Genomic DNA, 25138 nt, shown 5'->3' with positions numbered 1-25138 from the left:
ACAAACGGTCAAGATTTGCCACGAGCGCTGCTGGCAGCGTCCTTCTCGGTGCTCTTACCTTTGTGCGCCAGCTCGCCGCCGGCGCTTTCCAGGTGCGCCCGGACGAACCATTGGAATTTCTCCAACTGCCCCGCCTGGCCGATCAGCAGGTCTTGGGTCACCTGGTCGAGTTCGTCTGTCTCCTCGATGTATTGGCGAATGTCCTCGATGACGCCGGTGTAGACGAGGTCCAGCGCGGCCAGGTGCGCCTGGACCGTGTCGCGGCCGACCGAATAGTCGTCCCACGAGCGATCCTTGATGATGGCGCCAGGGGTGCCTTGCGGCGAAGCACCAAGGGCCGCAATGCGTTCGGCCACATCGTCAGCGAATCCGCGGACTGCGTCCACCTGCGGGTCGATCATCTCGTGCACGCCGATGAAGTTGGGGCCAACCACGTTCCAGTGAATGTGCTTCAGCGTCAGATGAAGATCGTTGTAGGTGCTCAGTTGCTTTTGCAGCAGCTCGGTGAGCCGCGCCGCCTGCTTGTCGGTCAATCCCGGAATTGTGAACTGAGTCATCGCTTCTTTCCTAGCTTCCTTCCATGGGTTCACACACGGTTACTGCCCCGTTGGGTACCCGATGGCCAGGCTGAAAAACGCGACGGATCAAAGCGAGTGGATTTGCTGCACTGGCAGCCGCGGCCCGCGGCGGGGCTCGTATGCCAGTCCGCTGACTTCGAGCAGCCGCACCACGCGCTGGCGGTGGGGCCGCATCGGTTCGAGCAGTTCGAGCATGCCCGCATCGTCGACGGGCCGGCCCAGCAACGTCCAGCCGATCATTTTGGGAATGTGGTAATCGCCCACCGACACGGCGTCCGCGTCGCCGAGGGCCCGTTGTGCGGTCTCGGCGGCCGTCCACTCCCCCACCCCCGGCAGCGACATCAATGCCTCACGCGCCTGCACCGTCGGCCGCGACACCAGCCGCTCCAGCGACGGGGCCCGCCGCGCACAGGTCACCACGGTCTGCGCCCGTCGCGGGTCGACGTTGGCGCGGTGAAACTCCCACGACGGGATGTGCCGCCACACCTGGGCCGGCGGCATCACCCGCATCCCCTCCGGCGCTGGGCCCGGAGCAGGCGTCCCGTACTTCGACACCAGCACCCGCCACGAACGAAACGCGTCGGCTCCGGGCACCCGCTGCTCGATGATGGCCGGGATCAGGGCCTCCAGCACCTGCCCGGTGCGGCCCAGGCGCAGGTGCGGAACCCGTTGGTAGGCGGCGGCAACCGTCGGATGCCGCGGCACGAAGTCCGAGTCGTCGTCCTCGAAACCCAGCATGGCGGGCAGCATGTCGAGGAACTCCTGCGCGCCGCTGCCCCACGCCGCAGCGTGCGCGGCATTGGGCCCGACGCGGCTGATCCGGGCCGTGACGGGTCCGCTGGGCAGCAGGCTGGTGCGCCAGATCGAGCCGTCACCGGGAGCCCGGAAGCACGGATCCCCGCGGCCGCGGCGAAGGGGCGCCAACGTGTGCCCGAAGCTGACCGCTCCGGGAAACGCGACCGTGCGCGCGGTCTGCACCTGATGACTCCCCGACTGCTCTGATTGACCGTGAACTGTGTCCCCAGTCAATATTGCGTTGTGATGACGCCGTTCGATGACCCGCAGGGCGAACTGGCCTGGATGTTTTTGCAGAGCACCAGCGACGGCGGCGATCTCGACGAGGGCTTCGCCCTGCTCAGTGACGACTTCACCTACTGGACGCTCTACACGCGCACGCCCTGCGACAAACACGTACTCAGGCGGTCGATCGAGCAACGCAAACGAGACCTGGAACTGACCATCGACCTGGTGCGCTGCGTCAACGAGGGAGAAACCGTTGTCGTGGAGGCCCAAGCGACCGGCACCGCATCCAACGGCGTCGAGTACGACAGCCCGTTCGTGTGCATCTTCGACACCCGCGACGGGCTGATCGTCTCGATGCGCGTGTACAGCGACACCCGTGCGGCGGCGGCCGCGCTTCCCGGGTGGATTCCCTACTGAGCCGAGATGCTGATGTCGGCCTTGTTGGGGTAGAACGCGACGTGCCCGGCAATCTTTTCCACCGCCGGATACGGCTGCTCGTAGGTCCAGATCACGTCGTCGACGGTGTCACCGGCCGAGGTGGTCACGCTGTAGTAGCTGGCGTTTCCCTTGAAGGGGCAGTAGGTGCTGGTGTCCGTCCGGGTGAGCCGGTCCTGCACCACGTCGGCGATCGGAATGTATTGCACCGCAGGCAAAGTGGCTTCGCGTAATTCCAGCGCGGCCGTGGTGTCGGCGACGAGCTCGCCGTTGACGCGTACCTGCACCCGCCCCTTGGTCGGCTCGATGGTGATCGGGTGCCCGGCGCTGGGTTCTTTGATTTCCGGGTGGGCCATGGTTCCTCCTCAAACGCCTTACCGTTGTGCAACGCGCGTCCGCGGTCAAGGCTTCCCGTCCGGCGGACCGAATGCGTAGCGGTGGTATTGCGACATGTTCGCCACCGCGCGAACCTGCGACATGACCTTGCCCAAGGCTCGGGATGAGCGGGGCAACTGCGCGAAGGTGTACGACTCAAACCATCGTTCCCACGCAAGCAGCCGCACCCCGGGCACCGCTTCGATGATGTCGTCGGGCCCGTTGATCGCCCAGCACAGCGTGGCTCCGGAACGTCGCACCACGGTGTTCAGCCATTGCGACTCGATCCCGAGCCAGTTGAACGCGTCGAACTGCAGCTCGCCAGAACCGAACCGGGCGACAACCCTGCGCAGTAGAGCGGTGCCGTCCTGCTCGGTGAGATACATGGTCAGCCCCTCCCCGATCATCAGCGTGGGACGGTCGGTTGGGATTTCCGCCAGCCATGCCGGGTCGGTGACCGAGGCGGCGACGACGCGATAGTGATCGCGGCTCGGGTAGAGCTGGGTTCGCAGCGCCACGACCTCGGGGTAGTCGACGTCGTACCACTGGACGTCCGGGCCCGGCTGCAAGCGGAAGAATCGGCTGTCCAGCCCGCAGCCCAGGTGCAGCACGACCGAACGCGGGTGCGCGGCAAGGAATTTGCGCGTCCATTGGTCGAAGTGCGCCGACCGGGTGGTCACCGACGGCGCCCGCCGCGGTGTGATGGTCGTTTTCTTCCAGTCGTAGTCGATGCGCTCGACGATCTCCTTCGCATACCGATCGCCCAGGATCGGTTTCGGGAAATCGGCGTCCAGCGCCTTCGCGTAGAACGTCGCCAGCATGGTCTGGGGCGCCCCGCTGAGATCCACGGGCACTCGCGCGGTGGTCACACCGCGAGGCTAGTCCCACACCCAGCGCCCACGGCGCGTCCTGAACGGCGGTCGGCGTGGTGTTCAGCCTGGAGTTGTGCTCCTGCCTTTGGCATCTCGGATCGCGGCCCAGAACCGGGCAGCCTCGCGGATGGATTCCTCGACCGGGCGCGGCTGCCAGCCCAATTCGCGGACGGCCTTGCTGTGGTCGACGGGCGCTTCGGCCCGCATCATGCGCACCGACGCAAGGCTGAGTTCGGCGTCCTTGCCGGTGAGGCGCGCCCGCAGGTTGCCCAGCGCGCCCATCGCGTACAGCACCGGGACGGAGATCGAGCGTCGCGGCGCCGGCACACCAGCCTCGTCGGCGGCGATTCCGACCACCTCTTTCAACGGGATCATCCGCTCGGAGATCAGGTACCGCTCGCCGATGCGCCCGTGTTCGGCGGCCAGGATCATCGCGCGGGCGGCATCGGTGACACCGACGACTTCCAGCTGGATGCCCTCCATCGTGAAGGGCAGCTTGCCGAAGACCGCACCGGCGATGAACGCGCCGTGCGGGGTGCGGCCCCAGTCGCCGCTGCCGTACGTCGTCGACACGCACATCGCCACCGCGGGCAGCCCGGCCTCGGCCACATAGCGCATCACCAGGTTCTCGGCCTGGACCCGGGACCGGACGTAGTCCGACAACCCGCGGGCGCCGACGATGTCCTCCTCGGTCGCGACGTGTCCGTGGCGCCGGCCCACGGTCGCGTAGGTGCTGGTGAAGACGAACCGGCGCAGGTCGGGTTGCGCGACGGCCACGTCGAGAACGTTGCGCAGCCCTTCGACGTTGGTGCGAAACAGCGGCGCGGTATCGCGCAGCCAGGCGCGGGTGTCCACGACGCAGTAATAGACGTCATCGACACCGTCCATCGCCTCTTGCACCGTGGCCGTGTCGAACACGTCGCCGTGAAACCGGGTGAGCTCGAGATCGTCGATCGATCGGGTGTTCGCAGCCTCGCGCACCATGGCCCGCACCTGGTGGCCCTCGGCGACGAGTTGGCGGGTCACATGCGAACCCAGAAAACCGTTGGCGCCGATAACCAGCTTGGGGTTGGTGCTCACTGGGCGCCTCCGTACTGCTCCATGAAACGCGCGGCTTCTTCGTCGAGCGTGCCGAGTTCGGCCGCCTTACGGCACCACTTCAACGTGGCCTGCACGAAGCGCAGCGGGTTGTAGATGTCTTCCTGCTGACGCCACAGGCCGTCGCCGGCGTAGGTGATGATCGAGATGTTCGTCGCGCCGATGACGGTGCCGTCGCCGGGATCGCGCATCGGGTTGTCGAGTTCCATGATGATGCGCCCCGTGGCCTCGTCGATCACCGACCACAGCGACGGGAACGCGACCATGTGGCTGCCGGGAAAGCTGCCCATCGTCTTGCTGATCCACTCGCGGACCTCGGCGCGGCCGTGCATGGTACCGGCCGCGTGCTCGATGTACACGACGTCGGGTGTGTAGTGCTGGACCCACGCGTCCCAGTCGTGCGATTGCGCGGCCGCATCGACGGTCGCTTCGAATTTCTCGAAGGCGGCGGCCAGTTCGCTACGCGAGAATTGCGGGCTGTTCACGCGAAAACTAGAACACGTTCTACCGCGGTTTGTCGAGAGCTTTGCCTCGTAGGTGTGGCCGCCGGAAAAGATCAGGATAATCGGAGGGAGATTGCGACCGAGCGGCCAGAGCGAAACGAGGCAATGACATGACCAACACGCAAAAGGCTATTCTCGCCGGCGGCTGCTTTTGGGGAATGCAGGAACTGATCCGCAAGCAGCCGGGCGTGGTTTCGACCCGGGTCGGTTACACCGGCGGCGACGTTCCCAACGCGACCTACCGCAACCACGGCACCCACGCCGAGGCGATCGAGATCGTCTATGACCCGGCGGTCACCGACTTCCGCACGATGCTGGAGTTCTTCTTCCAGATCCACGATCCGACAACGAAAGACCGGCAGGGCAACGACCGGGGACCCAGTTACCGGTCGGCCATCTTCTATCTCGACGACGAGCAGAAGCGGATCGCGCTGGACACCATCGCCGACGTCGAGGCGTCCGGGCTGTGGCCCGGCAAGGTGGTGACCGAGGTCAGCCCGGCCGGCGACTTCTGGGAAGCCGAGCCCGAGCACCAGGACTACCTGCAGCACTATCCCAGCGGTTACACCTGCCACTTCATCCGCCCGGGCTGGAAACTGCCGCGCCGGGCGACCGCGGACCAGTAGCGACGCGGGGCTCCTCCTCGGCATCGGCACTGTGCGGCGCCACCGTCAACGGCCGGCAACGATGTCGCTGACAACATCGACATCGCGATCCGGCAGGCGCAAGATCTAACCCATCGGATGCAGTGCGCGCCAGCGTGGGTGCGCTTTTCATATGCGTGAAAAGTCCGCTCGCGAAGGGAACTTGGGCTGATGTCGTCTTCACCTACCGTCTGGGATGTCACCTACGATCTGCTGCGCTCCTTGGGATTGACGACGGTGTTCGGCAATCCGGGATCGACCGAGCAGACATTCCTCAAGAACTTTCCCGACGACTTCAGCTACGTGCTGGGGCTGCAGGAGGCGTCGGTGCTGGCCATGGCGGACGGGTTCGCCCAGTCCACCGGCAAGCCTGCGCTGGTGAACCTGCACACCGCGGCGGGTACCGGCAACGCCATGGGCAGCCTGATCGCGGCGTACAAGAGCAACACCCCGCTGATCGTCACGGCGGGCCAGCAGACTCGCGAAATGATGCTCTGCGAACCATATTTGACGAACACCAGCGAAACGCAGCTGCCCTTGCCGTGGGTCAAGTGGGCATATCAGCCCGCCCGCGCCGAGGACGTCCCGGCGGCGTTCATGCGGGCCTATACCGTCGCGGTACAGCCACCCGCCGGCCCGGTGTATCTGTCAATCCCCCTGGATGATTGGGAGAAGCCGGCGCTGGGCCCGGCCGTGATTCGCACGGCGAGCCAGCGGTGTGCGCCCGATGCGGAGCGCCTCCGGGCCTTCGCCGATCGCATCAACCGGGCGCGGCGGCCGCTGCTCGTGTTCGGGCCCGAGGTCGACCGGGCCGGCGCCTGGGACGCCGCCGTTGCGTTCGCCGAGAAGGTCAACGCGCCCGTGCATGCCGGCCCGCTGCCGGACCGGTTGTCGTTCCCCGAGGATCACCCGCTGTATCAGGGCATCCTGCCGATGACCATCGCCGAGGTGACCGAGGCGTTGCGCGGGCATGACCTCGTCGTGGTGGTCGGCGCGCAGGTGTTCCGCTACTACCCGTACGTGGCCGGGGACTATCTGCCCGAAGGCACCGACCTGTTGCACATCACCGCCGATCCGTGGCTGACGGGTGCGGCGCCGGTGGGCGACAGCTTGTTGAGTGACACCCTGCTGGCCCTGCAGGAGCTGACACCGTTGATCGAAACCGGCTCCGGCCGGTCAACACCCAGGCCGCTCGACCGGACGCCGGGAACGGTGGAGCCGGCGAGCACCCCGCTGACGCCGGCCCAGGTGTACTCCGCGTTGAACACGGTGAAGCCGCCCGAGGCGGCACTGGTCAACGAGTCGACGTCGACAATGGCCGAGCAGGCGCGCTGGCTGCCCACGGTCCGGTCGAACTCGTTCTTCGCCACGGGCAGCGGAGTCATTGGGTGGGGCGTGCCGGGCGCGGTCGGCGTCGCGCTGGGCGATCGCGTCGCGGGCCGCAAGCGTGTCGTGGTGGCGACGATCGGTGACGGGTCGTTCCAGTATTCGATCCAGGCGATCTGGACGGCGGCTCAGCACAAGCTGCCGATCGTGTTCGTCGTGATGCGCAACGGTGAATACGCCGTCTTGAAATCGTTTGCGTTGCTTGAGAAGACACCGGGGGTGCCGGGCCTGGATCTGCCCGGTCTGGATATCGAGTCGTTGGCTACGGGCTTCGGCTGCCACGCCGTCACGGTGGGCGATACCGAGCAGCTGGTGAAGGCGTTCAACGCCGCGCTTTCCGCCGATGGGCCAACCGTCATCGTGGTGCCCACGAAACCCCAAGTCGCACACCTGGGCTGAGCGACCGTGCGCGCAATAGAGATCGCCCAAACCGGCGGTCCCGAGGTGCTCGACTGCGTCGAGCGACCGATACCACAACCCGGACCACGGATGAGATCCCGCGCGCGGCGGTGGGGGTTCGGCCGAGCGCGCCGCACAGGCCCTGTAGGTTCGCCCCAACACGGGGGGCCAACGGCTGCGCACGATCGAGCAGCGGACGAAACGTCCGGTCACCGAACCGCGCCCGGCGGCGGATCTGTGTGTCGCGTTGGGAAACCAGCCGCCGGGTCGCAAAACCGAAACGCTAGCGCCGGCGCATCACGATCCGGCCGCCGTCCTTCGGGGTGAACGCAACCCCGCGGCAATGCCACGGCTCGCCGGGCGCGTCCGTGGCCTCAATAGTCAAGCGGCGCAACACCGTCCGGAGCACCACGTCCATCTCCATGTTGGCGAACGCCGCCCCGACACAGCGACGGGTGCCGCCACCGAACGGGATCCACGACAGGGCGGACGGTTTCGTGTCGATGAAGCGTTGCGGGTCGAACCGCCCGGGATCGGGGAACACCTCGGGGTTGTCGTGTATCTGCGCGATGCCGACGATGATCGAATAGCCGCGCGGGATCACCCATTCGCCGAGCTGGAAGGTGTCGGGATAGACGTGGCGACCGGCGAAATCGATGACAGTCCTTGCCCGTTGGACCTCCAGGATCGTCGCCTGGCGCAGCTCGTTTCCGCCGTTGTCGGCCTCCTCGACGAGCGCCTTGAGCAGATCGGGGTGCCGGCTTATCCGCTCGAACGCCCAGCCCAGGGTGGATGCGGTGGTTTCGTGCCCGGCGGCCAGCAGGGCCAGGAGCTCGTCGCCAATCTCCCTGTGTGACATGGCCGCACCGTCGTCGTAGGTGCTGCGCAGCAGCAGCGCGAGCACGTCGGTCCGCTCGGCGAAGTCTGGGTCGGCCCGCTCCGCGGCGATCAGCTTCTCGATGACGTTGTCGTATTGGCGCCGCCACTTGTCCAGCCGCCCCCACGGCCCGAACCGGGGGTAGCGCTGCGGCTTCGGCAGCGCCGCAAGGCGTGAGCCCAGGGTGACCCACGGCGGGATGAGCCGGCGTAGCTCGTCGAGCTCGGCGCCTTCCGCGCCGAAAACCGCGCGCAGGATCGCGTTGAGCGTGATTCGCATCATCGGCGGCAGCGTCGCGAATGAGCTGCTTTCCGGCCAGCCGGCCATCTCGCGCAGTGTCTCTTCTTCGATGATGCTCTCGTAGTTCTTCATGCTCTTGCCGTGAAATGGCGGCGCCAGCAGCCGTCGCCGCCGGCGATGGGCGTCGCCCTCGAGTCCGAACACCGAGCCGGAGCCGAACAGCCTGCTCAGATTGGGCTGGATGTTGCCGAGTTCGTCTGGGCTGGTGGTGAAGATCTGCTTGGCCAGCTGTGGGTCACTGACCATAATGACGGGCCCCCACATCGGCAGGCGCAGCGTGAAAACGTTGCCGTAACGGCGTGACAGTCGTCGCATCATCGTTCGTCGCGACATGGCAAAGCCCATGCCCTGCAACAGCTTCGGGCTTCGGGCCGCGGGAGGCAGGTGGACCTCGGTCGGCGGGGCGGCGACTTGTTGGCTCATGACGATGGCTTCTCCCAACATCTGCCCCGGGCACCGGGGTGGTACGGCGATGTACCGCAGCATCTTGTGAGTACGGTACTCTGAAGTACCAGGCCTGACAAGATGCCGCACTCACCGAAAGGGGCGCCCGCGTGACACCAGCGGTGACCGCGCCGGCCGCCGACGCGGCGGCGGGTGATACGCCCGCCGAGCCGGATCCTTTTCGGCAGCGGTTGCTCGACGGTCTCGCCACCTCGATCGGCGAGCGCGGCTACCGCGCCAGCACGGTCGCCGACGTCGTCCGCTCCGCGCGCACCTCCAAGCGCACCTTCTACGATCACTTCGCCGGCAAGGAAGAGTGCTTTCTCGAGCTGCTGGCCGTCGACATCGAGAACCTCGGCGCCAAGATCACGGCCTCGGTCGATCCCGAAACCGATTGGCACGTACAGATCCGTCAGGCCGTCGAGGCCTATGTCGGATACATCGAGGCCCGACCGGCCATTACATTGAGCTGGATCCGCGAACTGCCCTCGCTGGGTGCGGCCGCTCGCCCGGTCCAGCGCCGCGGGCTGCAGTTGCTGACCAGCCTGCTGATCGACCTCAGCGCCAGTCCCGGATTCCGGCGCGCCGAGCTACCCCCACTGACGGCGCCGTTGGCCGTGATCCTGTTGGGCGGCCTGCGGGAGCTGACCGCACTTGCGGTCGAAGACGGTAAACCGGTCCGAGAAATCGTGGAACCGGCCGTGGATGCATCCGTAGCTCTGCTCGGCCCGCGCCACTAGGCTCGTACGTCCGCGTAAGTGAAAGTCTCACAAGCCATTCCGGCGCTGGCCCGGTAGAGCTAGGCTCACCGCAGACCCACCCGTTCCGACTTGGAGGATCCTGCGATGCGGCTCTCGACTCGAAACCAGCTCAGGGGGACCATCACCGAGGTCGAACTCGGCACCGTGATGGCAGTGGTGAAGGTGACGCTCGACGGCGGCGATCAGGTCGTCACGTCGTCGGTCACCAAGGATGCCGCGACCGACCTCGGCCTCAAGGTCGGCCAGACTGCGACCGTGTTCATCAAATCGACCGAAGTCACCATCGGCGTCGACTAGCGTCGGCACCGAAAAGCCTTCACCTGCTTTATTTTGCGGCGAGAAACGCGCGCACCCGGTCCAGGACAAGATCGGGACGCTGGTCGACGATCCAATGGCCGACGCCGTCGACCAGCTCGACCTCGAAATCATCGATGTGATCGGCATATCCGTCGGTGAGGTCCGCCGTGATCACGGGATCTTTCGTTCCCGTCAGCCAGCGGACCGGGACGTCGACGCGAGCATCGTTGTACTGGCCGCGCATCCATTTGCGCATCTCTTTGGTTTGGAAGCTGCGGTACCACCGCGAACCCGCCTCCGCGTGGCCGGGCTGTTGCATGCACTCGATGTACATGCGGGTGTCGTCCTCGGGCAGGGTGTAACCACCGCCGACCCATGACCCGAGCATTCGGACGAACCGGGAGTCGGGATTGCTGATCACCCGCGGACCGATGACCGGCAGCGAAATCGGGATCTGGTACCAGAACCGCCAGATGTTGCGCAGCGTCGACAAGCTCGGCTTCGCCCACGGCGCAACGGTATTCACGCCGAAGAATCCGGTCACCCGCTCCGGATGGCGCAGCATCATGATGAAGGCGACCGGTCCGCCCCAGTCGTGGGCCACCAGCTTGACCGTCGCGACGTCCAAGCGGTCCAGCACCCCGGCCAGATCGTCGGCCATCTCGTCCTTGGTGTAGCTGGTGCGTGGCGCCGAACTCCAGCCCGAACCGCGCAGGTCCGGGCACAACACCCGGTAGCCGTCGGCGGCCAGCGGCCCGATCAGCTCGCGCCATTCCCACCAGTTCTGCGGGAAGCCGTGCACCAACATCACCGCCGGCCCGCTCGCCGGCCCGGCATCGGCGACGTGGATCGTCACGCCGTTTCCGAGATCGACGTATCTGTGTTCCACACCGTCCAGCGCGGGCATAGTGACCATGGATTCAGAACGTAGCGGCTTCGAAAGGCTTAGGCCAGAAACCGCTCGACATACGGTGCGAAGCGCTCGCGCAGCGCGGCCTCGGTCAGTCCGAACATCTCGCACGACGTCTCGACCTGCCCGTGCCGGCCGCGCCGGTGGCTCGCCAGGTAGTCGGTGACGGCGGTGCGCGCTTCGTCGGTGAACGGTTCGCCGGCCAGGGCGTACACCTGCTCGGCGACGCCGAGTTCGTCCACCATGAAGTCGTTGAACCGCACGTCGATCGAGCGCTCGGGGCCGATGGTGTCGCGGTCGCGGACGAGGGCGCTCAGCATCTGATCGAGGCGGTCGATCCAGGACCGCGCGATCTGTTCGACCGGCACCGGCGAGCGGTGCATCCGCGCCGAGTAGGTGATCATCGCGATCATCGACAGCGCAACCGGCACGGGGTCGCGGTGGGTGAACACGACGATGCTGTCACCGAATACGCGGTCCAGCACCGGCACCTGCTCGAGGTGCTGCGGGGACTTGAGCAGCCAGCGGCGCCCGCCGCGCAGGAACTGCATCGCCTTGAGTTGAGTGGCGAGGTATTCGTAGTGCGGCGTCTGGTCGTGGGCCCGGTAGTAATCACGCCAGCGGGGCACCTCGCCGAGCGTCTCGAAGAGCATCGTCGAGAGGTCGTTGGCCAGCAGCTGGATTTCCTCGTGGACGTGATCGGTGGTCATCTCGTGCATCAGCGCGAAATGCGGCATCACCATGTTGACCACCCCGACCGCGACGTCCATCCGCGCTCGGCGCGGATCAGGGTCGGCGCCAACCTCATTCGGCAGCGGGAAGGGCTCGTTGCTTTCCCAGTACGGCATGGTGCGGAAGGTGGGCGGCGCGGCCAGGAGGTTGTGCAGGTGCGTGGTGCCGGTGCGGGGCAGCCCGGCGATCACCACCGGCGAGCGCAGTTCGATGTCGTCGATCTCGGGATGCCGGTGCAGTAGGTCGGTCAGAAGCAGCCGGTTCTTGAGCAGCTGCAGCAGCTGCCCGTAGAAGTTCACCACTCCGGCGTCGTGCAGCCCGTCGATCTCGCGCAGCGCGGCGAGGTAGACGTCGAGTCGCTCCCGGTAGTCGTCGGGCCCGAAATCGTTCAGGCCGGTGTCGCCCCTGGCCTGCGCGTGCAACGCGTCGGCATCCAAAGGGCATTGCGGGGCCATCGTGGCCATCATGTCGAGAATCTGCTGGCCCTCGGCACTGAATTGAGGCAGGGGCAGGTCTTCGAGACGGACTGAGTGAACGTTCACGGCGACTTATGTTACTCTGAGTTTCGTAATGGTTGTAGACTTTGGTCGACCTCGTGATCCGCGTATCGACGGTGCGGTGCTCAGCGCCACCGTCGAGCTTCTCGCCGAGACGGGCTACGCCTCGCTGTTGGTCTCCGCCATCGCCGAACGAGCCGGCACCAGCAAGCCCGCCATCTACCGGCGCTGGCCGAGCAAGGCGCACCTGGTCCACGAGGCGGTGTTCCCGATCGGCGCCGCGACGGAGCTTCCGGATACCGGGTCGCTGCCCGAGGACCTGCACGAAATGGTCAGTCGTTCAATGGCTTTCCTGAGCACACCGCCCGCCCGGGCGGCGCTGCCGGGACTGGTCGCCGAGATGGCGGCGGACCCGACGCTGCACTCGGCGCTGCTGGAGCGGTTCGCCGACGTCATCGGTGGCGGGCTCACCGAGCTGCTGCAGCGGGCCGTAGCCCGCGGCGAGGTCCGCCCCGGCGTGACCGCCTCCGAGCTCACCGAGGCCATCGCCGGCATCACGCTGATGGGCCTGCTCACCCGCCCCGACGAGCTCGACGACACCTGGGTAGACCGCACCACCGCATTGCTCCTGAAAGGAATCAGCGCATGACGCACGAATCGACGACCGCGTGGAATGAGCTGCTCGCCACCCTCGGCGCCCTCGACCGCGGCTTCCTCGAGGGTGACCGGGCGGTCACCGACGACCGCCACGTCGCCGACGGCTACCGGATGCTGGCCACTACGCTGGGCGTCGCGCTCGACACCTATCTGTTCCCCGAGCCGGGTCGGCCACAGTTCGTCGCGGTGAACACCCCGTTTCGCCGGGACCGCCGGTGGGGCGGCGACAACACCGACGCCTACTACTTCCTCTGCCCGATCGACCCGAAGCGGCGCTATCGCGTCAGCGGCAACAGGGGCGACAGCGTGTACTTCTCGGTGACCGCCTATAACGAGCCCTCGCCCGGCGCGTGGTCGGACCGGGTCGTGTCGATAGTCCGGGACACCGATCTGGACATCGATGCCGACGGCAACTTCAGCTTCGAGTTCCCCGCCACGCCCGACGCGGCGGTGCTGATGACCCGTGACTACCAGGCCGATCCGCTGACCGGCCGCCCGGTGGTCTGGAACATCGAGGCCCTCGACGAATCCGACCCGATCCGGCACGGCGACGCGGAGACGGCCGCAAGCCTGCGCGCGGCGGCGACCTGGCTGCGCACCATGTTCGCCATCGTGCCGCTGGCCGTCGGGAACCGGGTCGACGATCAGCACGCGCTCGGCCACGAGACCGCGCATGCTGCAAACGAATTCGCCGAGCCCTATCAGGTGCCGGACGCCAACTTCGGCTGGTCGGCGCGCGATGCGTGCTATGCCTATGGCAGTTTCGTGCTCGACGACGACGAGGCGTTGGTCATCACGCACCGGCCGCCGTCGTGCAGGTTCTGGAACCTGGTGGTGTGGAACCAGTTCATGGCGACGGTCGGCGCGGAGGACGCCCGGTGTTCCCTGAATGGTCACAGCGCCGTCCTCAACAGCGACGGCTCCGTCACGGTCGTCTTGTCCGCCGACAAGACGGCGCACCCGAATTCGCTTACCACGCTGGGCTATCCGCGCGGCAACCTGGCGTTTCGGTGGTTCCTTTCCGACGGCGTGCCGCAGCGGCCCGAGGTGAAACTCGTCAAGTCGGCCGATGCCCCCACCGAGGTCAGCTAGGCCTGGCGGACCAGTTCGATCGCCCGGCCCAGCGTCTCCAGCTTGGCGTCCAGCGTCGCGCCCGCGGGATACAGCCGCACGGTATTCACGCCCGCGTCGCGCCACACCGCCAGGCGCGCGGAGACCATCTCCTCGGTCCCGATGAGGGTGGTGGCCAACACCATCTCGTCGGTCACCAGGCCGGCCGCCCCGTCCCGGTCGCCGCGCTGCCAGCGCTCGCGCACCGCGGCGGCAACGTCGGCCCAGCCCTGCCGGCTGTAGGCCCGGTTGTAGAAATTGGTGCTCGACGATCCCATGCCGCCGAGGCTGAAGGCCAGCTCCTTCTTGCGGCCCGCGATCATGCCCCGCAGCTCGTCTTCGTCTGCGGCGAAGGCGACTTCGGCGCCCTGGCAGATGTCGATGTCGGCGCGCGTACGATTCGCGGCGGCCAGCCCGTCGTCGAGGTGCGAGAAATAGGCGTCGCCGGCGCCCTCGGGAACGAAGCTGGTGCCCAGCCAGCCGTCGGCGACCCGTCCGGTCAACCGCAGCATCGCCGGTGACAGGGCGGCCAGGTACACCGGAATGGGGTGCTCGGGGCGATTCGACAACCGCATGGGCACTGCCTCGCCGCCGGGTCGGGGGATCTCGAATTCCCTTCCGGCATAGGAGACTTTCCCGCCCGAGAACGCCTGCCGCACAACGTCGATCGTCTCGGAGATGCGAGCCAGCGGCCGGCTGAACGAGGCGCCGTGCAGGCCCTCGATCACCTGCGGGCCTGAGGCACCCAACCCGAGCAGGAATCGCCCGTTCGACAGGTTCGACAGCGTGATCGCGGTCTGCGCGACCATCACCGGCGAGCGGGTGCCGACCTGCAGGACGCCGGAGCCCAGCAGCATCCGCTCGGTGCGGGCCGCCAGATAGCCCAGGGCCGATGGCGCATCCGCGCCCCAGGCCTCGGCCACCCAGCAGACATCGAGACCCAGCTTCTCCGCCTCGACGGCCAACGCCACGACCTCAGCGGCCTCGCTCCCGGTACCGGAGAGCTCGACCGTCGTGGCGGTCCGCATCAATGCACTCCGTGTTCGGCCAGCCGTTTGATCGCCGCCAGGGTCTTTCCGATCGCGCCCTCGAATTCGCGCAGCCGCACGAACACGATCTTCTGCTCCTTGTCGGGCATCGACTCGATGGCCACCGACAGACCCGAGCGGCCCGGCCCCATCTGCATCCAGTAGCTCAGGACGGTGCCGCCGTCGCGGGGCGCCAGCCGGAATCGCCACATCGCCGCCGGATCGTCGGGTTGGCCGACGGCCCAGGTGAATTCGTGCGGCTGATCGCAGGCGACGATCTGCGAGGTGCTGCTCCACTGCCCGAACGCGTCGTGCTCGTTGTGTCCGATGAAGCGCGCGCCGACCCGCGGGCCGTCCGAACCCTCCGCCCATTCCACGGCCTTCAGCTCGCTGCTGAACGCGGGCATCAGTGCGATATCGGAGACCAGGCCCCAGACCCGGGCCGGGTCGGCGTCGATCCACGTCGAAGCTTCCACTGTCGGGGTATCCGCATAGCGCGCGCCGGTCCATTCCACGGACCTCATTGTCCCCCTGTCCCGGCGCCAGGCAATGCCCCGGCCGCGTGGATTTACGCGGCGACCGGCTCGGGCTCGGGCGACTTCTCGGCGCCGGCCTTCTGCACCCAGGAGTCCGGGAGGGTCAGCCGGACGATCTTGCGGACGACGGTGCCGAACTGGCGCAGCAGCGGACCGCGGTTGTACGGGATGCCGTAGCGTTCGCAGATCTCCTGCACCTCGGCCGCGATCTCGGAGTACCGGCGGGCCGGCATGTCCGGGAACAGGTGGTGCTCGATCTGGTGCGACAGGTTGCCGGAGAGCAGGTGAAAGAGCTTGCCGCCGGTGAGGTTTGCCGAGCCGAGCACCTGGCGGAAGTACCACATGCCGCGCGACTCGTCCTTGGTCTCCTCGACGGTGAATTCCTGCGTGCCGTCCGGGAAGTGGCCGCAGAAGATGATCATGTACGACCACACGTTGCGCATCAGGTTGGCGGTGAGGTTGCCGGTGAAGACGAACGGCGCGACGGGCCCGGCCAGCAGCGGGAAGGCGACGTAGTCCTTGAGAGTCTGGCGACGGGTCTTCTTCCAGATGGCCCGAAGGACTTCGCGCTTGTCCTCGAGCCGGATCTCACCGGAGCGGATCCGCTCGGTTTCCAGCTCGTGCAACGCGACCCCGTACTGGAACAACACCATCAGCAGGAAGGCGTAGATCGGGTTGCCGAGGAAGTACGGCTGCCACGGCTGGTCGTCGCTCATCCGCAGGATTCCGTAGCCGATGTCGCGGTCCATCCCCACGATGTTGGTGTGGGTGTGGTGCATGTAGTTGTGCGAGTGCCGCCATTGATCGGCCGGGCACGCCGTGTCCCACTCGAAGGTGCGCCCGGAGATGGCCGGGTCGCGCATCCAGTCGTACTGACCGTGCATGATGTTGTGGCCGATCTCCATGTTGTCCAGGATCTTGGACAGGCCCAGCATCGTGGTGCCGGCCAGCCATGCCGGCGGTAGGAACCCGGCGAACAACAGCGCCCGGCCACCGACTTCCAGCGCACGCTGCGTCTTGATGACGCGGCGGATGTAGTCGGCGTCCTTCTCGCCGAGTTCTGCCATCACACGTTCCTTGATGGCGTCGAGTTCACGGCCGAATGCGTCGGCCTGTTCGGGTGTGAGGGTGATCTTGTCGTTCGACATTGCTTGTCCTCCAAGTCTTTTCTCAGCTGTTCCGGATTTCCGTTACAGCGACAGGTCCACGTCACCGACCGGAACGGACACGCAGATCTGCACGTCCTCATCGGGAGCGGTCGAGACCGCACCGGTGACCAGGTTGCGCACGGTACCGGCGGTTTTGCGCCGTGTGCAGGTGTGGCAGATGCCCATCCGGCATCCGTTCTCGGGCGTCAGGCCCGCCGACTCGGCCTGCTCCAGCAGCGACCGCCCGTCATCGACGATGTCAACTCCGCTGTCGGCGAACGTGACTCGTCCACCCGACGGCTTGGCCGGCGCGTCGAAGGCAGGTGGCACGAAGCTCTCGGTGTACGCGTTGTCGCAGTGCGACTGGACGGCCTCCACCAGAGGTGTTGGGCCGCAGACGAATACCGCATCGGGTGACGGCATCGCGGCGGCCAGGTGCTCCGGACCGAACCGTCCGGTGAGGTCGCCGTCGTCGGATCGGGTGTAGCCGTGCAGCACCCGCACCGGGGCCATCGCGGCCAGCTCGTCGCGATAGGGCGCCTCGGCGGGCGTGCGGGCGTAGTGGATGAATGCGATCTCGCCCGGATGGCCCTGGACGACCAGGGTGCGCGCCATCGACAGCACGGGGGTGATACCGCTACCCCCGGAAACGAAGAGGATGCGCTGCGGGCTTTGCGGTCCGCGTGCCGGCAACGTGAAGTCGCCACCGGTGCCGGTCAGACCGACCACCATGCCGCGGTGGGCGTGTTCGTACAGATAGTTCGAGACCAGGCCGCCCTCGTGCCGGCCGATGGTCAACTCCAGGCCGGCCGTCCCTTCGGCATTGGCGGGCGAATAGCAGCGGGTGTGCCGGCGACCGTCGATCTCGACGGTGAGGTTGACGTACTGGCCGGCCTTCAGGCTGTGGGCGGACAGGAAGGTGTCGTTGGGGGTCAGGGCCAGGGTGACGCTGCGCGGGGTGCTCCGGCGCACGTCGGTCACTTTGGCGCGCGACTCGCCCAGGGTCCAGGTCGGCGCCACCAACTCGGTGTAGCGGTCGACGCCGTGTGGACCGGTCAGCAGGTCTAGGAGCTCTGAACCCAACACACGCTGCCGCAGGGTCCGCGCGAGGACTCGGCCAGAAGTTTGAGCGGTTTGAGTGAACATATGTACACCGTGCGGCCGCAACGCCCATGCAGTCAAGGGTTTACTGCCTGGCTGTGGTAGGGTTCACACAGTGAACAGCCGTACTCCTAGCTCACGCGGGCGCGGCTCTGGCCGCGAACGGTCGCGCGAAAGTCAGTCGCGTGAGGAGCGCAAGGAGGCGACCCGCCGGGCCATCATCGCGGCGGCGCTCAAGTTGTTGCAGGACCGCAGCTTCTCCAGCCTGAGCCTGCGCGAGGTGACCCGCGAGGTCGGGATCGTCCCGGCGGCGTTCTACCGGCATTTCGAGTCGATGGAGGCCCTCGGCCTGGTCTTGATCGACGAGTCGTTCCGGAGCCTGCGTGACACCCTGCGTGATGCCCGTGCCGGCAAGCTCGACCCGAACCGGGTGATCGAGTCGTCCGTCGAGATCCTGGTCGCCAGCGTCGCAGACAGGCGCGAACACTGGCGGCTGATCGGCCGCGAACGCAACAGCGGCTTGTCGGTGCTGCGGTACGCCATTCGCACCGAGATCCGGCTGATCACCTCCGAACTGGCCACCGACCTGGCGCGATTCCCCGGGCTGAACAAGTGGACCACCGAGGACCTCAACGTGCTGGCCACCCTGTTCGTCAACGCCATGATCGTGATCGCGGAGGCCATCGAGGATTCGCAGAGCACCGAGGCGACCGAAGACATCCGCCGGCTCGCGGTCAAGCAGCTGAGGATGATCGCGACCGGCATCGCCGGCTGGCAAAGCACACCCTGAGTGCGTCGGCCGCAGTAAACAGCCGAGCACTCACTTACTCGTCGACGACGTCATACAGCGACTCGCCGTCCTCGGGGGTGCCGTCGATCTGGCCGCGATGGGCGCGCCGCGGCTTGTCGTCGACCGGCTCGACGGCATCGGGAACGTCGGGCTCCTCGGCGGCCAGCCGGGAATCGAGGGATTCGCCCTCGCGCTCCTCCCTGGCCGTCACGCCGAACCGGTTGGCCTCGCTCCAGCCCTCAGGGGGGTCGACGACGATGTCGCCGTCGTCGTTGCGCAGCTCGTCCGAGTCGGTGCCTTCGCTCGCGTTCAGGGTGTCACCCGGGCCGCCCTCTTCGGGGAGGTCCGCCGGATCCACCAGGTCGTCCGCCTGGGGGTTATCGCTCATGCCAAAACGGTTGCCCGCGCCGTCGGGGGGTTAAACGCGGGCAGAGCGCCGTTCCGGCTATCCGCTAACGCGGCGGGCGCCACATGGCCCACAGGGTCGGACCACCGTCCGGCAGGGCGATCTCGCGCGTGACCGTGAAGCCGAATCGCTGGTAGTAGGGCACGTTTTCGGGCTTGCTCGACTCGAGATAGGCCGGGCAGTACTCGGCGTCGCAGCGGTCCAGCCGTGACCTCATCAACGCCTGTCCGAATCCCTTGCCACGGACGTCCGGATCGCTGCCGATAACGGCCAGATACCAGTGCGATTCGGCAGGATGCACGCTCTTCATCAATTCCTGGATCGCGCGTCCACGCATCGAGCGCAGGCCGAACACCCGGATGAAGGTCGGGGTCATCGCCAGCTGCGCGCGAGACGCCTCCTGCCACTGGTCGGGCGGATCCCACAGCGCCGCAGCGCCGATACCCGCGTCCGCGCAGGCCACCTCCACGCCCCCGCGGGACAGGTGGTGGTGGCGCGTCATCGTCGCGAACAGGCGGGCCAGGTGCGCGGTCCGCTTGTCCTGATCGGGCATCAACCAGATCATCACCGGATCGTCGTAGAACGCGCGAGCCAGCGTGCGCGACAGCGCGCGGACATCACCTCTGGCTGCCTGCCGGACCTGCGGGGTCATCCGCAACACGCTAGTGCGTGTGAGGCCCGGTGGGACGGGTACGCCGATCCGGTGACCGGCATCTCGCGGCGAGCGTTCGGGCGGGTGGCAGCCGGTGCGGGCATGCTCGGGTCCGTCGGGGTGGCCGACGGATGCGCGAAACCGGCCGGCGACCATGGCAAGTCCAGCGGTCCGCCGCCGGCGGGCAAGGGCGTGGGATTTGTGCTCTCCCACGAACAGTTCCGCACCGATCGGCTGGTCGCACAGGCTCAGGCGGCCGAGCAGGCGGGCTTTCAATACGTGTGGGCCAGCGACCACATCCAGCCGTGGCAGGACAACGAAGGCCATGCGATGTTTCCCTGGCTGACGCTGGCGCTGGTGGGCAGCGGCACCAGCCACATCTCGTTCGGCACCGGGGTGACGTGTCCGACCTACCGGTACCACCCCGCCACGGTTGCCCAGGCGTTCGCCTCCCTGGCGATCCTCAACCCCGGCAGGGTGTTTCTGGGGCTGGGCACCGGCGAGCGCCTCAACGAACAGGCCACTACCAACACCTACGGCAACTACGCCGAGCGCCACGACCGGCTGGCCGAGGCGATCGACCTCATCCGACAGCTGTGGAGTGGCGCGCGAATCTCGTTCTCCGGACACTATTTCCAGACGAATTCGCTGAAGCTGTACGACGTTCCGGCCACGCCGCCACCGATCTTCGTGGCCGCGGCCGGTCCGAAGAGCGTGAAGCTCGCCGGACAGCGCGGGGATGGCTGGATCACGCAGGCCCCCGATGTCACAAACCCAAAACTGTTGGCGGCCTTCGCTGCCGGTGCACAAGCCGGCGGCCGCGACGTGGGCTCGCTGGGCAAGCGCGCCGAACTGTTCGCGGTCGTCGGCGACAACGCCGAGGCCACTCGGGCCGCCACGCTGTGGCGCTTCACGGCCGGGGCGGTCGATCAGCCCAATCCCGTCGAGATCCAGCGCGCGGCCGAGGCCAACCCCATCGACAAGGTGCTGGCCGGCTGGACCGTCGGTACCGACCCGGCTGTGCACATCGAGGCCGTGCAGCGGGTCCTGGACGCCGGCGCCATCCCATTCCTGCACTTCCCCCAGGACGATCCCGTCGTCGCCATCGAGTTCTACCGCACCAACGTCCTGTCGAAGTTGCACTGAACGCCGCGTGGGTTACGCACAGTAGCCAGATCATGCACAATCGGGGTCCTATGGATGTTTCAGACCCGGGCTCCCACCACGAACTGGCCGTGCGGATGGCCGAGCTGGCCCGCGGGATCGCCGCACCGCGCAGCCTCGGGCAGGTGCTGGCCGAGGTGACCGCGATGGCGGTGGAGGTGATACCGGGCGCCGACGTCGCGGGCGTGCTGCTGGTGAAAAGGGGCGGCGAGTTCGAATCGCTGGGCGACACCGAAGACCTGGCGGCGCAGCTCGACAAGCTGCAGCAGGACTTCGGTGAGGGGCCCTGCGCCGAGGCCGCCCTGCAAGAGACGATCGTGCGCAGCGATGACCTGCGCAACGAGCCGCGCTGGCCCAAGTACGCGCCCGCGGCGGTAGAGCTCGGCGTGCTCAGCAGCATGTCGTTCAAGCTGTATACGGCGGACCGCACGGCCGGCGCACTGAATCTGTTCAGCCATCGAGCCAATGCGTGGGACACCGAAGCCGAGACCATCGGCTCGGTGTTCGCCGCGCACGCCGCCGCGGCGATCCTGGCGGGAAGCCATGCGGAACAACTGTATTCGGCGGTGTCGACGCGAGACCGGATCGGTCAGGCCAAGGGCATCATCATGGAACGCTTCGGCGTGGACGACGTGCGGGCCTTCGAACTGCTCCGGATGCTCTCGCAGGAGAACCAGATGAAACTGGTCGACATCGCCCAACGGATCATCGACACCCGGGGCGAGCACGAATAGGTCCTTGCCGGAACCGGGGTGAACGCCCCGCTCTAGGATGGGATGGCTTCATCAACGAGTCCGGCGCGGCGTTGCGCCGGGGATTGGTCGGCCATCGTGTGGGACTTCGAAACGGACCCCGAATACCAGGCAAAGCTGGACTGGGTCGCAAAATTCATGACCGAAGAGCTGGAACCGCTCGACCTGGTCGCCCTCGATCCCTACGACAAGAAGAACCCCGAGATGATGGCCATCCTGCGGCCCTTGCAGCAGCAGGTGAAGGACCAGGGTCTGTGGGCCGCGCACCTGCGCCCCGAGCTCGGTGGTCAGGGCTTCGGCCAGGTCAAACTCGCGCTGCTCAACGAAATCCTCGGGCGCTCCCGTTGGGCGCCTTCGGTGTTCGGCTGCCAGGCACCGGATTCCGGCAACGCCGAGATCCTCGCGCTGTTCGGCACCGACGAACAAAAGGCCCGCTACCTGCAGCCGTTGCTGGACGGCGAGATCACCTCGTGCTACTCGATGACCGAACCGCAGGGCGGTTCGGATCCGGGGATGTTCGTGACGAGCGCGACCCGCGACGGGGACGACTGGGTCATCAACGGGGAGAAGTGGTTCTCCAGCAACGCCAGGCATGCGTCGTTCTTCATCGTCATGGCGGTGACCAAGCCCGACGCCCGCACGTACGAGAAGATGTCGCTCTTCATCGTTCCGGGCGAGACGCCGGGGATCGAGATCATCCGCAACGTCGGGGTGGGCGGCGAGTCCAAGCACGGTTCGCATGGGTACGTCCGTTACAACGACGTCCGGGTGCCCGCCGATCACGTGCTCGGCGGCGAGGGTGCGGCGTTCATGATCGCGCAGACCCGCCTGGGCGGCGGCCGCATACACCATGCGATGCGCACGATCGCCCTGGCGCGCAAGGCCTTTGACATGATGTGCGAACGCGCCGTGTCACGCAAGACCAGGCATGGCCACCTCTCCGACTTCCAGATGACGCAGGAAAAGATCGCCGACAGCTGGATACAGATCGAGCAGTTCCGGCTGCTGGTGCTGCGCACCGCCTGGTTGATCGACAAGCACGATGACTATCAAAAGGTGCGCCGTGACATCGCGGCCGTGAAAGTCGCGATGCCCCAAGTGCTGCACGACGTCGCGCAACGCGCCCTGCACCTGCACGGCGCGCTGGGCGTCTCCGACGAGATGCCGTTCGTCAAGATGCTGGTGGCCGCCGAGTCGCTGGGCATCGCCGACGGTGCCACCGAGCTGCACAAGATGACGGTCGCCCGCCGGACGCTGCGTGAATACGAGCCGGTGACAACGCCTTTCCCGTCAGCCCACATCCCGACCCGGCGCGCCGAGGCGCAGGCACGACTGGCCGAGCGGCTGGAACACGCGGTCGCCGAGTTCTAGGGCGTCAGGCGACGAAACGAACCACGCTTTCGGCCACGCACGCCGGCTTGGCCGAACCGTCAATCTCGACGGTGGTCGAGATCGTCGCCTGCACGGCGCCGTTGCCCACGTCGTCGACGCTGAGCAACGAACTCTGCGCACGCACCCGAGAGCCGACCGGGACCGGGGCGGGGAAGCGAACCTTGTTGAGGCCGTAGTTGATTGCGAGCTTGATGCCGTTGACCGTATAGATCTGGTGCTGCAGCCGCGGCAGCAACGCCAAGGTCATGAAACCGTGGGCGATGGTCTTGCCGAACGGACCCGACGCGGCCCGCTCCGGATCGACGTGGATCCACTGGTGATCGCCGGTCGCATCGGCGAACAGGTTGACGTCTTCCTGGGTGATGGTGACCCAGTCGCTGTGCCCGAGGGGTTCGCCCGCGGCGGCGGCAAGTTCGGTGACTGATTCGAAGGTGCGCATTGAGGTTTCTCCTTGGTTCCGGCTGCTAACAATAGCGCCGGGCGTCCACGCGCCGGCCATCCGGGCGACGCGCCGGCTCGTCCGCCTGGGGCTCTCGTGGGTAGAAGTCACCGAGCCGAATTCAATCCGGCACTGATCGAGGTTGGCGCGCTGGCCGTCCGGGCTCGTTTCACGCGAGCCGTCGCGGGAATCCCCCCGGGGACCTCCACAGAAAAGGAAGCCAGCATGTCAGATCACAAGGGCCATAAGGCCGAGGAAGACGTGGACGCTGAGACGCACCAGACTCAGTCCCGCGCCGCCGCGGGAGAGGAAGACGGCTCGTATGTGGGCGCGGCGGGTTCCGACGATTCTTTCGACGCCGGTGAGTCGGGCGCCGAAGCCCGTAGCGAGCGCGGTTAGCGCTGCCTACCGTCGCGGCCCCGACACTTATCCGAGCGCGCCGATAGCGGCTTGCAGCTTGGCGGTGGCCTGGTCGGCGACCTCTTGCAGAGCGGCCTGCTCGCCGGTGACCTTGACCATGAGTTGGGGGTCCATCGCCTCGATCAGAACCGCATCCGCATCGCCGGCGGGATCGGACCGCACCACCACGTTGCACGGCAATAACTGGCCGATCTGGCGGTGGGCGCCCAGCGCGCGATGCGCCAGCACCGGGTTGCACGCGCCCAGGATCAGATAGTTCTCCATCTCCTCGCCGAGCTTCTGCTTCAGCGTGGCCTTCACGTCGATCGTGGTCAGCACGCCAAAACCCTGATCCGCCAGAGCTTTTGTGGTCCGATCCACCGCATCCTCGAACGAGGTGTGCAGCGTGGTGCTCAATTCCGATGTCATTATTTCCTCCTCATTTCAGCGTTGATGTCGCCGCATGCCTGGCTAGGCCGCGGTGCGCGGCCGTTGCAGCTGGGCGAACTGCGGAGTTGCGGCCAACGTTGCGACCGCATCGAACACGGCGGTCGCGGCCTGCGCATCCGGCAACGCGGTGAGCACCGGCCCGAAGAAGGTGTGTTCGCCGATCCGCAGTATCGGGCTGCCCCCGGTCTCACCCAGCGCCCGTTGGCCGGCCTCATGTTGGGTCCGGATGAGGTCGTCCAGGGATGCGTCCGAGACCGCCGCCGCCGTGGCGCCGCGGGCCCCGGCCGCCATCAAGACCTGCGCGACGAGGTTGGCGCTGACGGGTTCTGAGCGGTCGAAGTACCGCTCGCCGAAGGCGAAATACGCGGTGGCCCAACCCTGGGCGCCATGCTCGCCCGCTACGGCGGCCATCAGCCGACCGATTTGCCGCGAGTCCCGCATGCGGGCCTCCTGCGCGGGCGGCAGTTCGCGACCCTCGTTGAGAATCGCCAGGCTCATCAGCCGCCAATCGATCGACTGCCCGGTCGTCTCGGCAACCGCACGCAGCCACCGTGCGGTGTTCCACGAGAACGGACACACCGGGTCCAGCCACAGCGTCACCGTCGGCGCGCTGCGATCAGTTTCGATAGAGGACATCTGCCCCCTCCCCTTCCTCAACGCCAGGAGCCGTCAGGCCAGACTCAAAAACAGTCTCTCCAGCTCATCGATCGAAACGGCCGGCTGGCCGTCTGATCCGGTGATGCAGTCACGCAGGCCCGAGGCGATGATCTTGAACCCGGCGCGATCCAGGGCCTTCGACACCGCGGCCAACTGGGTCACGACGTCCTTGCAGCTGCGGCCCTGCTCGATCATCGAGATGACGCCCCCGAGCTGACCGTGCGCGCGCCGTAACCGGGTCAGGGCGGCATCGATGTCGCCGGGGTCGTGCCTGACGACATCTGTGTTGCGCGATCCGCTGCCGTTGCCTTCGATTGCCATGCGTC

The 25138-nt window shown here is 66.9% G+C and carries 31 protein-coding genes; 12 read left to right on the top strand and 19 right to left on the bottom strand.

Going from position 1 to position 25138, the window contains the following annotated elements; all coding sequences use genetic code 11:
- Positions 1-8 precede the first annotated feature (8 nt).
- Together A5708_RS14825 and A5708_RS14820 are read right to left on the bottom strand one after the other, a co-directional pair.
- Positions 9-557, bottom strand: coding sequence for a Dps family protein (locus tag A5708_RS14825; RefSeq protein ID WP_065029347.1), 549 nt, complete (start codon positions 555-557; stop codon positions 9-11).
- 87 nt (positions 558-644) lie between these two features.
- Positions 645-1556 (bottom strand): DNA-3-methyladenine glycosylase family protein, encoded by a 912-nt coding sequence (locus A5708_RS14820; RefSeq protein WP_065029346.1) that lies wholly within the window; start codon positions 1554-1556, stop codon positions 645-647.
- A 60-nt stretch (positions 1557-1616) separates the two neighbouring features.
- On the opposite strand from A5708_RS14820, the gene A5708_RS14815 reads away from it, so the two are divergent.
- Positions 1617-2018 (top strand): nuclear transport factor 2 family protein, encoded by a 402-nt coding sequence (locus A5708_RS14815; RefSeq protein WP_065029345.1) that lies wholly within the window; start codon positions 1617-1619, stop codon positions 2016-2018.
- Here the strand turns inward: A5708_RS14815 and A5708_RS14810 are convergent.
- The 4 genes from A5708_RS14810 to A5708_RS14795 all read right to left on the bottom strand — a co-directional run bounded on the left by A5708_RS14810 (position 2012) and on the right by A5708_RS14795 (position 4866).
- Positions 2012-2392, bottom strand: coding sequence for a DUF427 domain-containing protein (locus A5708_RS14810; protein WP_065029344.1), 381 nt, complete (start codon positions 2390-2392; stop codon positions 2012-2014). The two genes, A5708_RS14815 and A5708_RS14810, sit on opposite strands and share 7 nt — an antisense overlap.
- 45 nt (positions 2393-2437) lie before the next feature.
- Positions 2438-3265: a class I SAM-dependent methyltransferase gene (locus A5708_RS14805; protein WP_065029343.1), complete on the bottom strand. Its 828-nt coding sequence runs from the start codon at positions 3263-3265 to the stop codon at positions 2438-2440.
- A 78-nt stretch (positions 3266-3343) separates the two neighbouring features.
- Entirely contained in the window at positions 3344-4363 is a 1020-nt protein-coding gene (locus A5708_RS14800; protein WP_065029342.1) for an NAD-dependent epimerase/dehydratase family protein, read from the bottom strand.
- The gene (locus A5708_RS14795; protein ID WP_065029341.1) at positions 4360-4866 is read right to left on the bottom strand and encodes a nuclear transport factor 2 family protein; all 507 of its coding nucleotides are present in this window, start codon (positions 4864-4866) and stop codon (positions 4360-4362) included. The genes A5708_RS14800 and A5708_RS14795 overlap by 4 nt, the downstream gene beginning before the upstream one ends.
- A gap of 128 nt (positions 4867-4994) precedes the next feature.
- On the opposite strand from A5708_RS14795, the gene msrA reads away from it, so the two are divergent.
- Both msrA and mdlC read left to right on the top strand, forming a co-directional pair.
- The gene (msrA, locus tag A5708_RS14790; protein WP_065029340.1) at positions 4995-5510 is read left to right on the top strand and encodes a peptide-methionine (S)-S-oxide reductase MsrA; all 516 of its coding nucleotides are present in this window, start codon (positions 4995-4997) and stop codon (positions 5508-5510) included.
- Positions 5511-5699: 189 nt separating this feature from the next.
- On the top strand, positions 5700-7313 hold the full coding sequence (gene mdlC / locus A5708_RS14785) for a benzoylformate decarboxylase (RefSeq protein WP_065029339.1): 1614 nt from the start codon (positions 5700-5702) through the stop codon (positions 7311-7313).
- 283 nt (positions 7314-7596) lie between these two features.
- Here the strand turns inward: mdlC and A5708_RS14780 are convergent, their stop codons facing one another.
- Positions 7597-8913: a cytochrome P450 gene (locus tag A5708_RS14780; RefSeq protein ID WP_065029397.1), complete on the bottom strand. Its 1317-nt coding sequence runs from the start codon at positions 8911-8913 to the stop codon at positions 7597-7599.
- 143 nt (positions 8914-9056) lie between these two features.
- Between A5708_RS14780 and A5708_RS14775 the strand changes: the two genes are divergently transcribed.
- Together A5708_RS14775 and A5708_RS14770 are read left to right on the top strand one after the other, a co-directional pair.
- Positions 9057-9674, top strand: coding sequence for a TetR/AcrR family transcriptional regulator (locus A5708_RS14775; protein WP_065029338.1), 618 nt, complete (start codon positions 9057-9059; stop codon positions 9672-9674).
- Between the two features lie 105 nt (positions 9675-9779).
- On the top strand, positions 9780-9992 hold the full coding sequence (locus A5708_RS14770; RefSeq protein WP_065029337.1) for a TOBE domain-containing protein: 213 nt from the start codon (positions 9780-9782) through the stop codon (positions 9990-9992).
- 28 nt (positions 9993-10020) lie between these two features.
- Here the strand turns inward: A5708_RS14770 and A5708_RS14765 are convergent, their stop codons facing one another.
- Together A5708_RS14765 and A5708_RS14760 are read right to left on the bottom strand one after the other, a co-directional pair.
- Entirely contained in the window at positions 10021-10908 is an 888-nt protein-coding gene (locus A5708_RS14765; RefSeq protein WP_065029336.1) for an alpha/beta fold hydrolase, read from the bottom strand.
- Between the two features lie 29 nt (positions 10909-10937).
- On the bottom strand, positions 10938-12101 hold the full coding sequence (locus A5708_RS14760; RefSeq protein WP_231117917.1) for a sulfotransferase family protein: 1164 nt from the start codon (positions 12099-12101) through the stop codon (positions 10938-10940).
- Between the two features lie 103 nt (positions 12102-12204).
- On the opposite strand from A5708_RS14760, the gene A5708_RS14755 reads away from it, so the two are divergent.
- Entirely contained in the window at positions 12205-12780 is a 576-nt protein-coding gene (locus A5708_RS14755; protein ID WP_065029334.1) for a TetR/AcrR family transcriptional regulator, read from the top strand.
- Entirely contained in the window at positions 12777-13880 is a 1104-nt protein-coding gene (locus A5708_RS14750) for a DUF1214 domain-containing protein (protein WP_065029333.1), read from the top strand. Before A5708_RS14755 ends, A5708_RS14750 begins: the two co-directional genes overlap by 4 nt.
- Here A5708_RS14750 and A5708_RS14745 read toward each other — a convergent pair.
- The 4 genes from A5708_RS14745 to A5708_RS14730 are packed head-to-tail and all read right to left on the bottom strand — an operon-like array spanning position 13877 to position 17756.
- Positions 13877-14926 (bottom strand): LLM class flavin-dependent oxidoreductase, encoded by a 1050-nt coding sequence (locus A5708_RS14745; protein WP_065029332.1) that lies wholly within the window; start codon positions 14924-14926, stop codon positions 13877-13879. The two genes, A5708_RS14750 and A5708_RS14745, sit on opposite strands and share 4 nt — an antisense overlap.
- Positions 14926-15450, bottom strand: coding sequence for an SRPBCC family protein (locus A5708_RS14740; RefSeq protein WP_196772644.1), 525 nt, complete (start codon positions 15448-15450; stop codon positions 14926-14928). The genes A5708_RS14745 and A5708_RS14740 overlap by 1 nt, the downstream gene beginning before the upstream one ends.
- Before the next feature lie 44 nt (positions 15451-15494).
- Positions 15495-16610, bottom strand: coding sequence for a fatty acid desaturase family protein (locus A5708_RS14735; protein WP_065029330.1), 1116 nt, complete (start codon positions 16608-16610; stop codon positions 15495-15497).
- Between the two features lie 42 nt (positions 16611-16652).
- On the bottom strand, positions 16653-17756 hold the full coding sequence (locus tag A5708_RS14730) for a ferredoxin reductase (RefSeq protein ID WP_065029329.1): 1104 nt from the start codon (positions 17754-17756) through the stop codon (positions 16653-16655).
- Between the two features lie 70 nt (positions 17757-17826).
- On the opposite strand from A5708_RS14730, the gene A5708_RS14725 reads away from it, so the two are divergent.
- Positions 17827-18501, top strand: coding sequence for a TetR family transcriptional regulator (locus tag A5708_RS14725; RefSeq protein WP_065029328.1), 675 nt, complete (start codon positions 17827-17829; stop codon positions 18499-18501).
- A 34-nt stretch (positions 18502-18535) separates the two neighbouring features.
- On the opposite strand, the gene A5708_RS14720 is transcribed toward A5708_RS14725, so the two are convergent.
- Complete coding sequence (locus A5708_RS14720; protein WP_065029327.1) at positions 18536-18889, bottom strand: hypothetical protein; 354 nt, start codon at positions 18887-18889, stop codon at positions 18536-18538.
- Positions 18890-18953: 64 nt separating this feature from the next.
- Positions 18954-19559 carry a GNAT family N-acetyltransferase gene (locus A5708_RS14715; protein WP_065029396.1) on the bottom strand — a complete coding sequence of 202 codons (606 nt, stop codon included), beginning with the start codon at positions 19557-19559 and terminating at the stop codon, positions 18954-18956.
- A 51-nt stretch (positions 19560-19610) separates the two neighbouring features.
- Between A5708_RS14715 and A5708_RS14710 the strand changes: the two genes are divergently transcribed.
- From A5708_RS14710 to A5708_RS14700, 3 genes are all read left to right on the top strand, one after another.
- Positions 19611-20705: a F420-dependent hydroxymycolic acid dehydrogenase gene (locus A5708_RS14710; protein ID WP_065029326.1), complete on the top strand. Its 1095-nt coding sequence runs from the start codon at positions 19611-19613 to the stop codon at positions 20703-20705.
- 50 nt (positions 20706-20755) lie between these two features.
- Positions 20756-21457, top strand: coding sequence for a GAF and ANTAR domain-containing protein (locus A5708_RS14705; protein WP_065029325.1), 702 nt, complete (start codon positions 20756-20758; stop codon positions 21455-21457).
- Between the two features lie 96 nt (positions 21458-21553).
- Positions 21554-22846 carry an acyl-CoA dehydrogenase family protein gene (locus tag A5708_RS14700; protein ID WP_081292965.1) on the top strand — a complete coding sequence of 431 codons (1293 nt, stop codon included), beginning with the start codon at positions 21554-21556 and terminating at the stop codon, positions 22844-22846.
- A gap of 4 nt (positions 22847-22850) precedes the next feature.
- Here A5708_RS14700 and A5708_RS14695 read toward each other — a convergent pair whose 3' ends face one another.
- On the bottom strand, positions 22851-23306 hold the full coding sequence (locus A5708_RS14695) for a MaoC family dehydratase (protein ID WP_065029323.1): 456 nt from the start codon (positions 23304-23306) through the stop codon (positions 22851-22853).
- Positions 23307-23531: 225 nt separating this feature from the next.
- Between A5708_RS14695 and A5708_RS27240 the strand changes: the two genes are divergently transcribed.
- The gene (locus tag A5708_RS27240; protein ID WP_196772643.1) at positions 23532-23705 is read left to right on the top strand and encodes a hypothetical protein; all 174 of its coding nucleotides are present in this window, start codon (positions 23532-23534) and stop codon (positions 23703-23705) included.
- A 27-nt stretch (positions 23706-23732) separates the two neighbouring features.
- Here the strand turns inward: A5708_RS27240 and A5708_RS14690 are convergent, their stop codons facing one another.
- Genes A5708_RS14690 through A5708_RS14680 form a run of 3 tightly spaced genes read right to left on the bottom strand, consistent with a single transcriptional unit; the run spans position 23733 to position 25133 of the window.
- Positions 23733-24134, bottom strand: a complete 402-nt coding sequence (locus A5708_RS14690) for a DUF302 domain-containing protein (protein WP_065029322.1) — start codon at positions 24132-24134, stop codon at positions 23733-23735.
- Between the two features lie 42 nt (positions 24135-24176).
- Positions 24177-24791 carry a DsbA family protein gene (locus tag A5708_RS14685; protein WP_065029321.1) on the bottom strand — a complete coding sequence of 205 codons (615 nt, stop codon included), beginning with the start codon at positions 24789-24791 and terminating at the stop codon, positions 24177-24179.
- A 33-nt stretch (positions 24792-24824) separates the two neighbouring features.
- Positions 24825-25133: a metal-sensitive transcriptional regulator gene (locus A5708_RS14680; protein ID WP_065029320.1), complete on the bottom strand. Its 309-nt coding sequence runs from the start codon at positions 25131-25133 to the stop codon at positions 24825-24827.
- Between the last annotated feature and the right edge of the window lie 5 nt (positions 25134-25138).

The organism is Mycobacterium colombiense (assembly GCF_001672755.1).
GTDB lineage: Bacteria > Actinomycetota > Actinomycetes > Mycobacteriales > Mycobacteriaceae > Mycobacterium > Mycobacterium colombiense_C.
The sequence above is the reverse complement of the archived record's forward strand: the minus strand, read 5'-3'. Positions and strand labels throughout refer to the sequence as shown.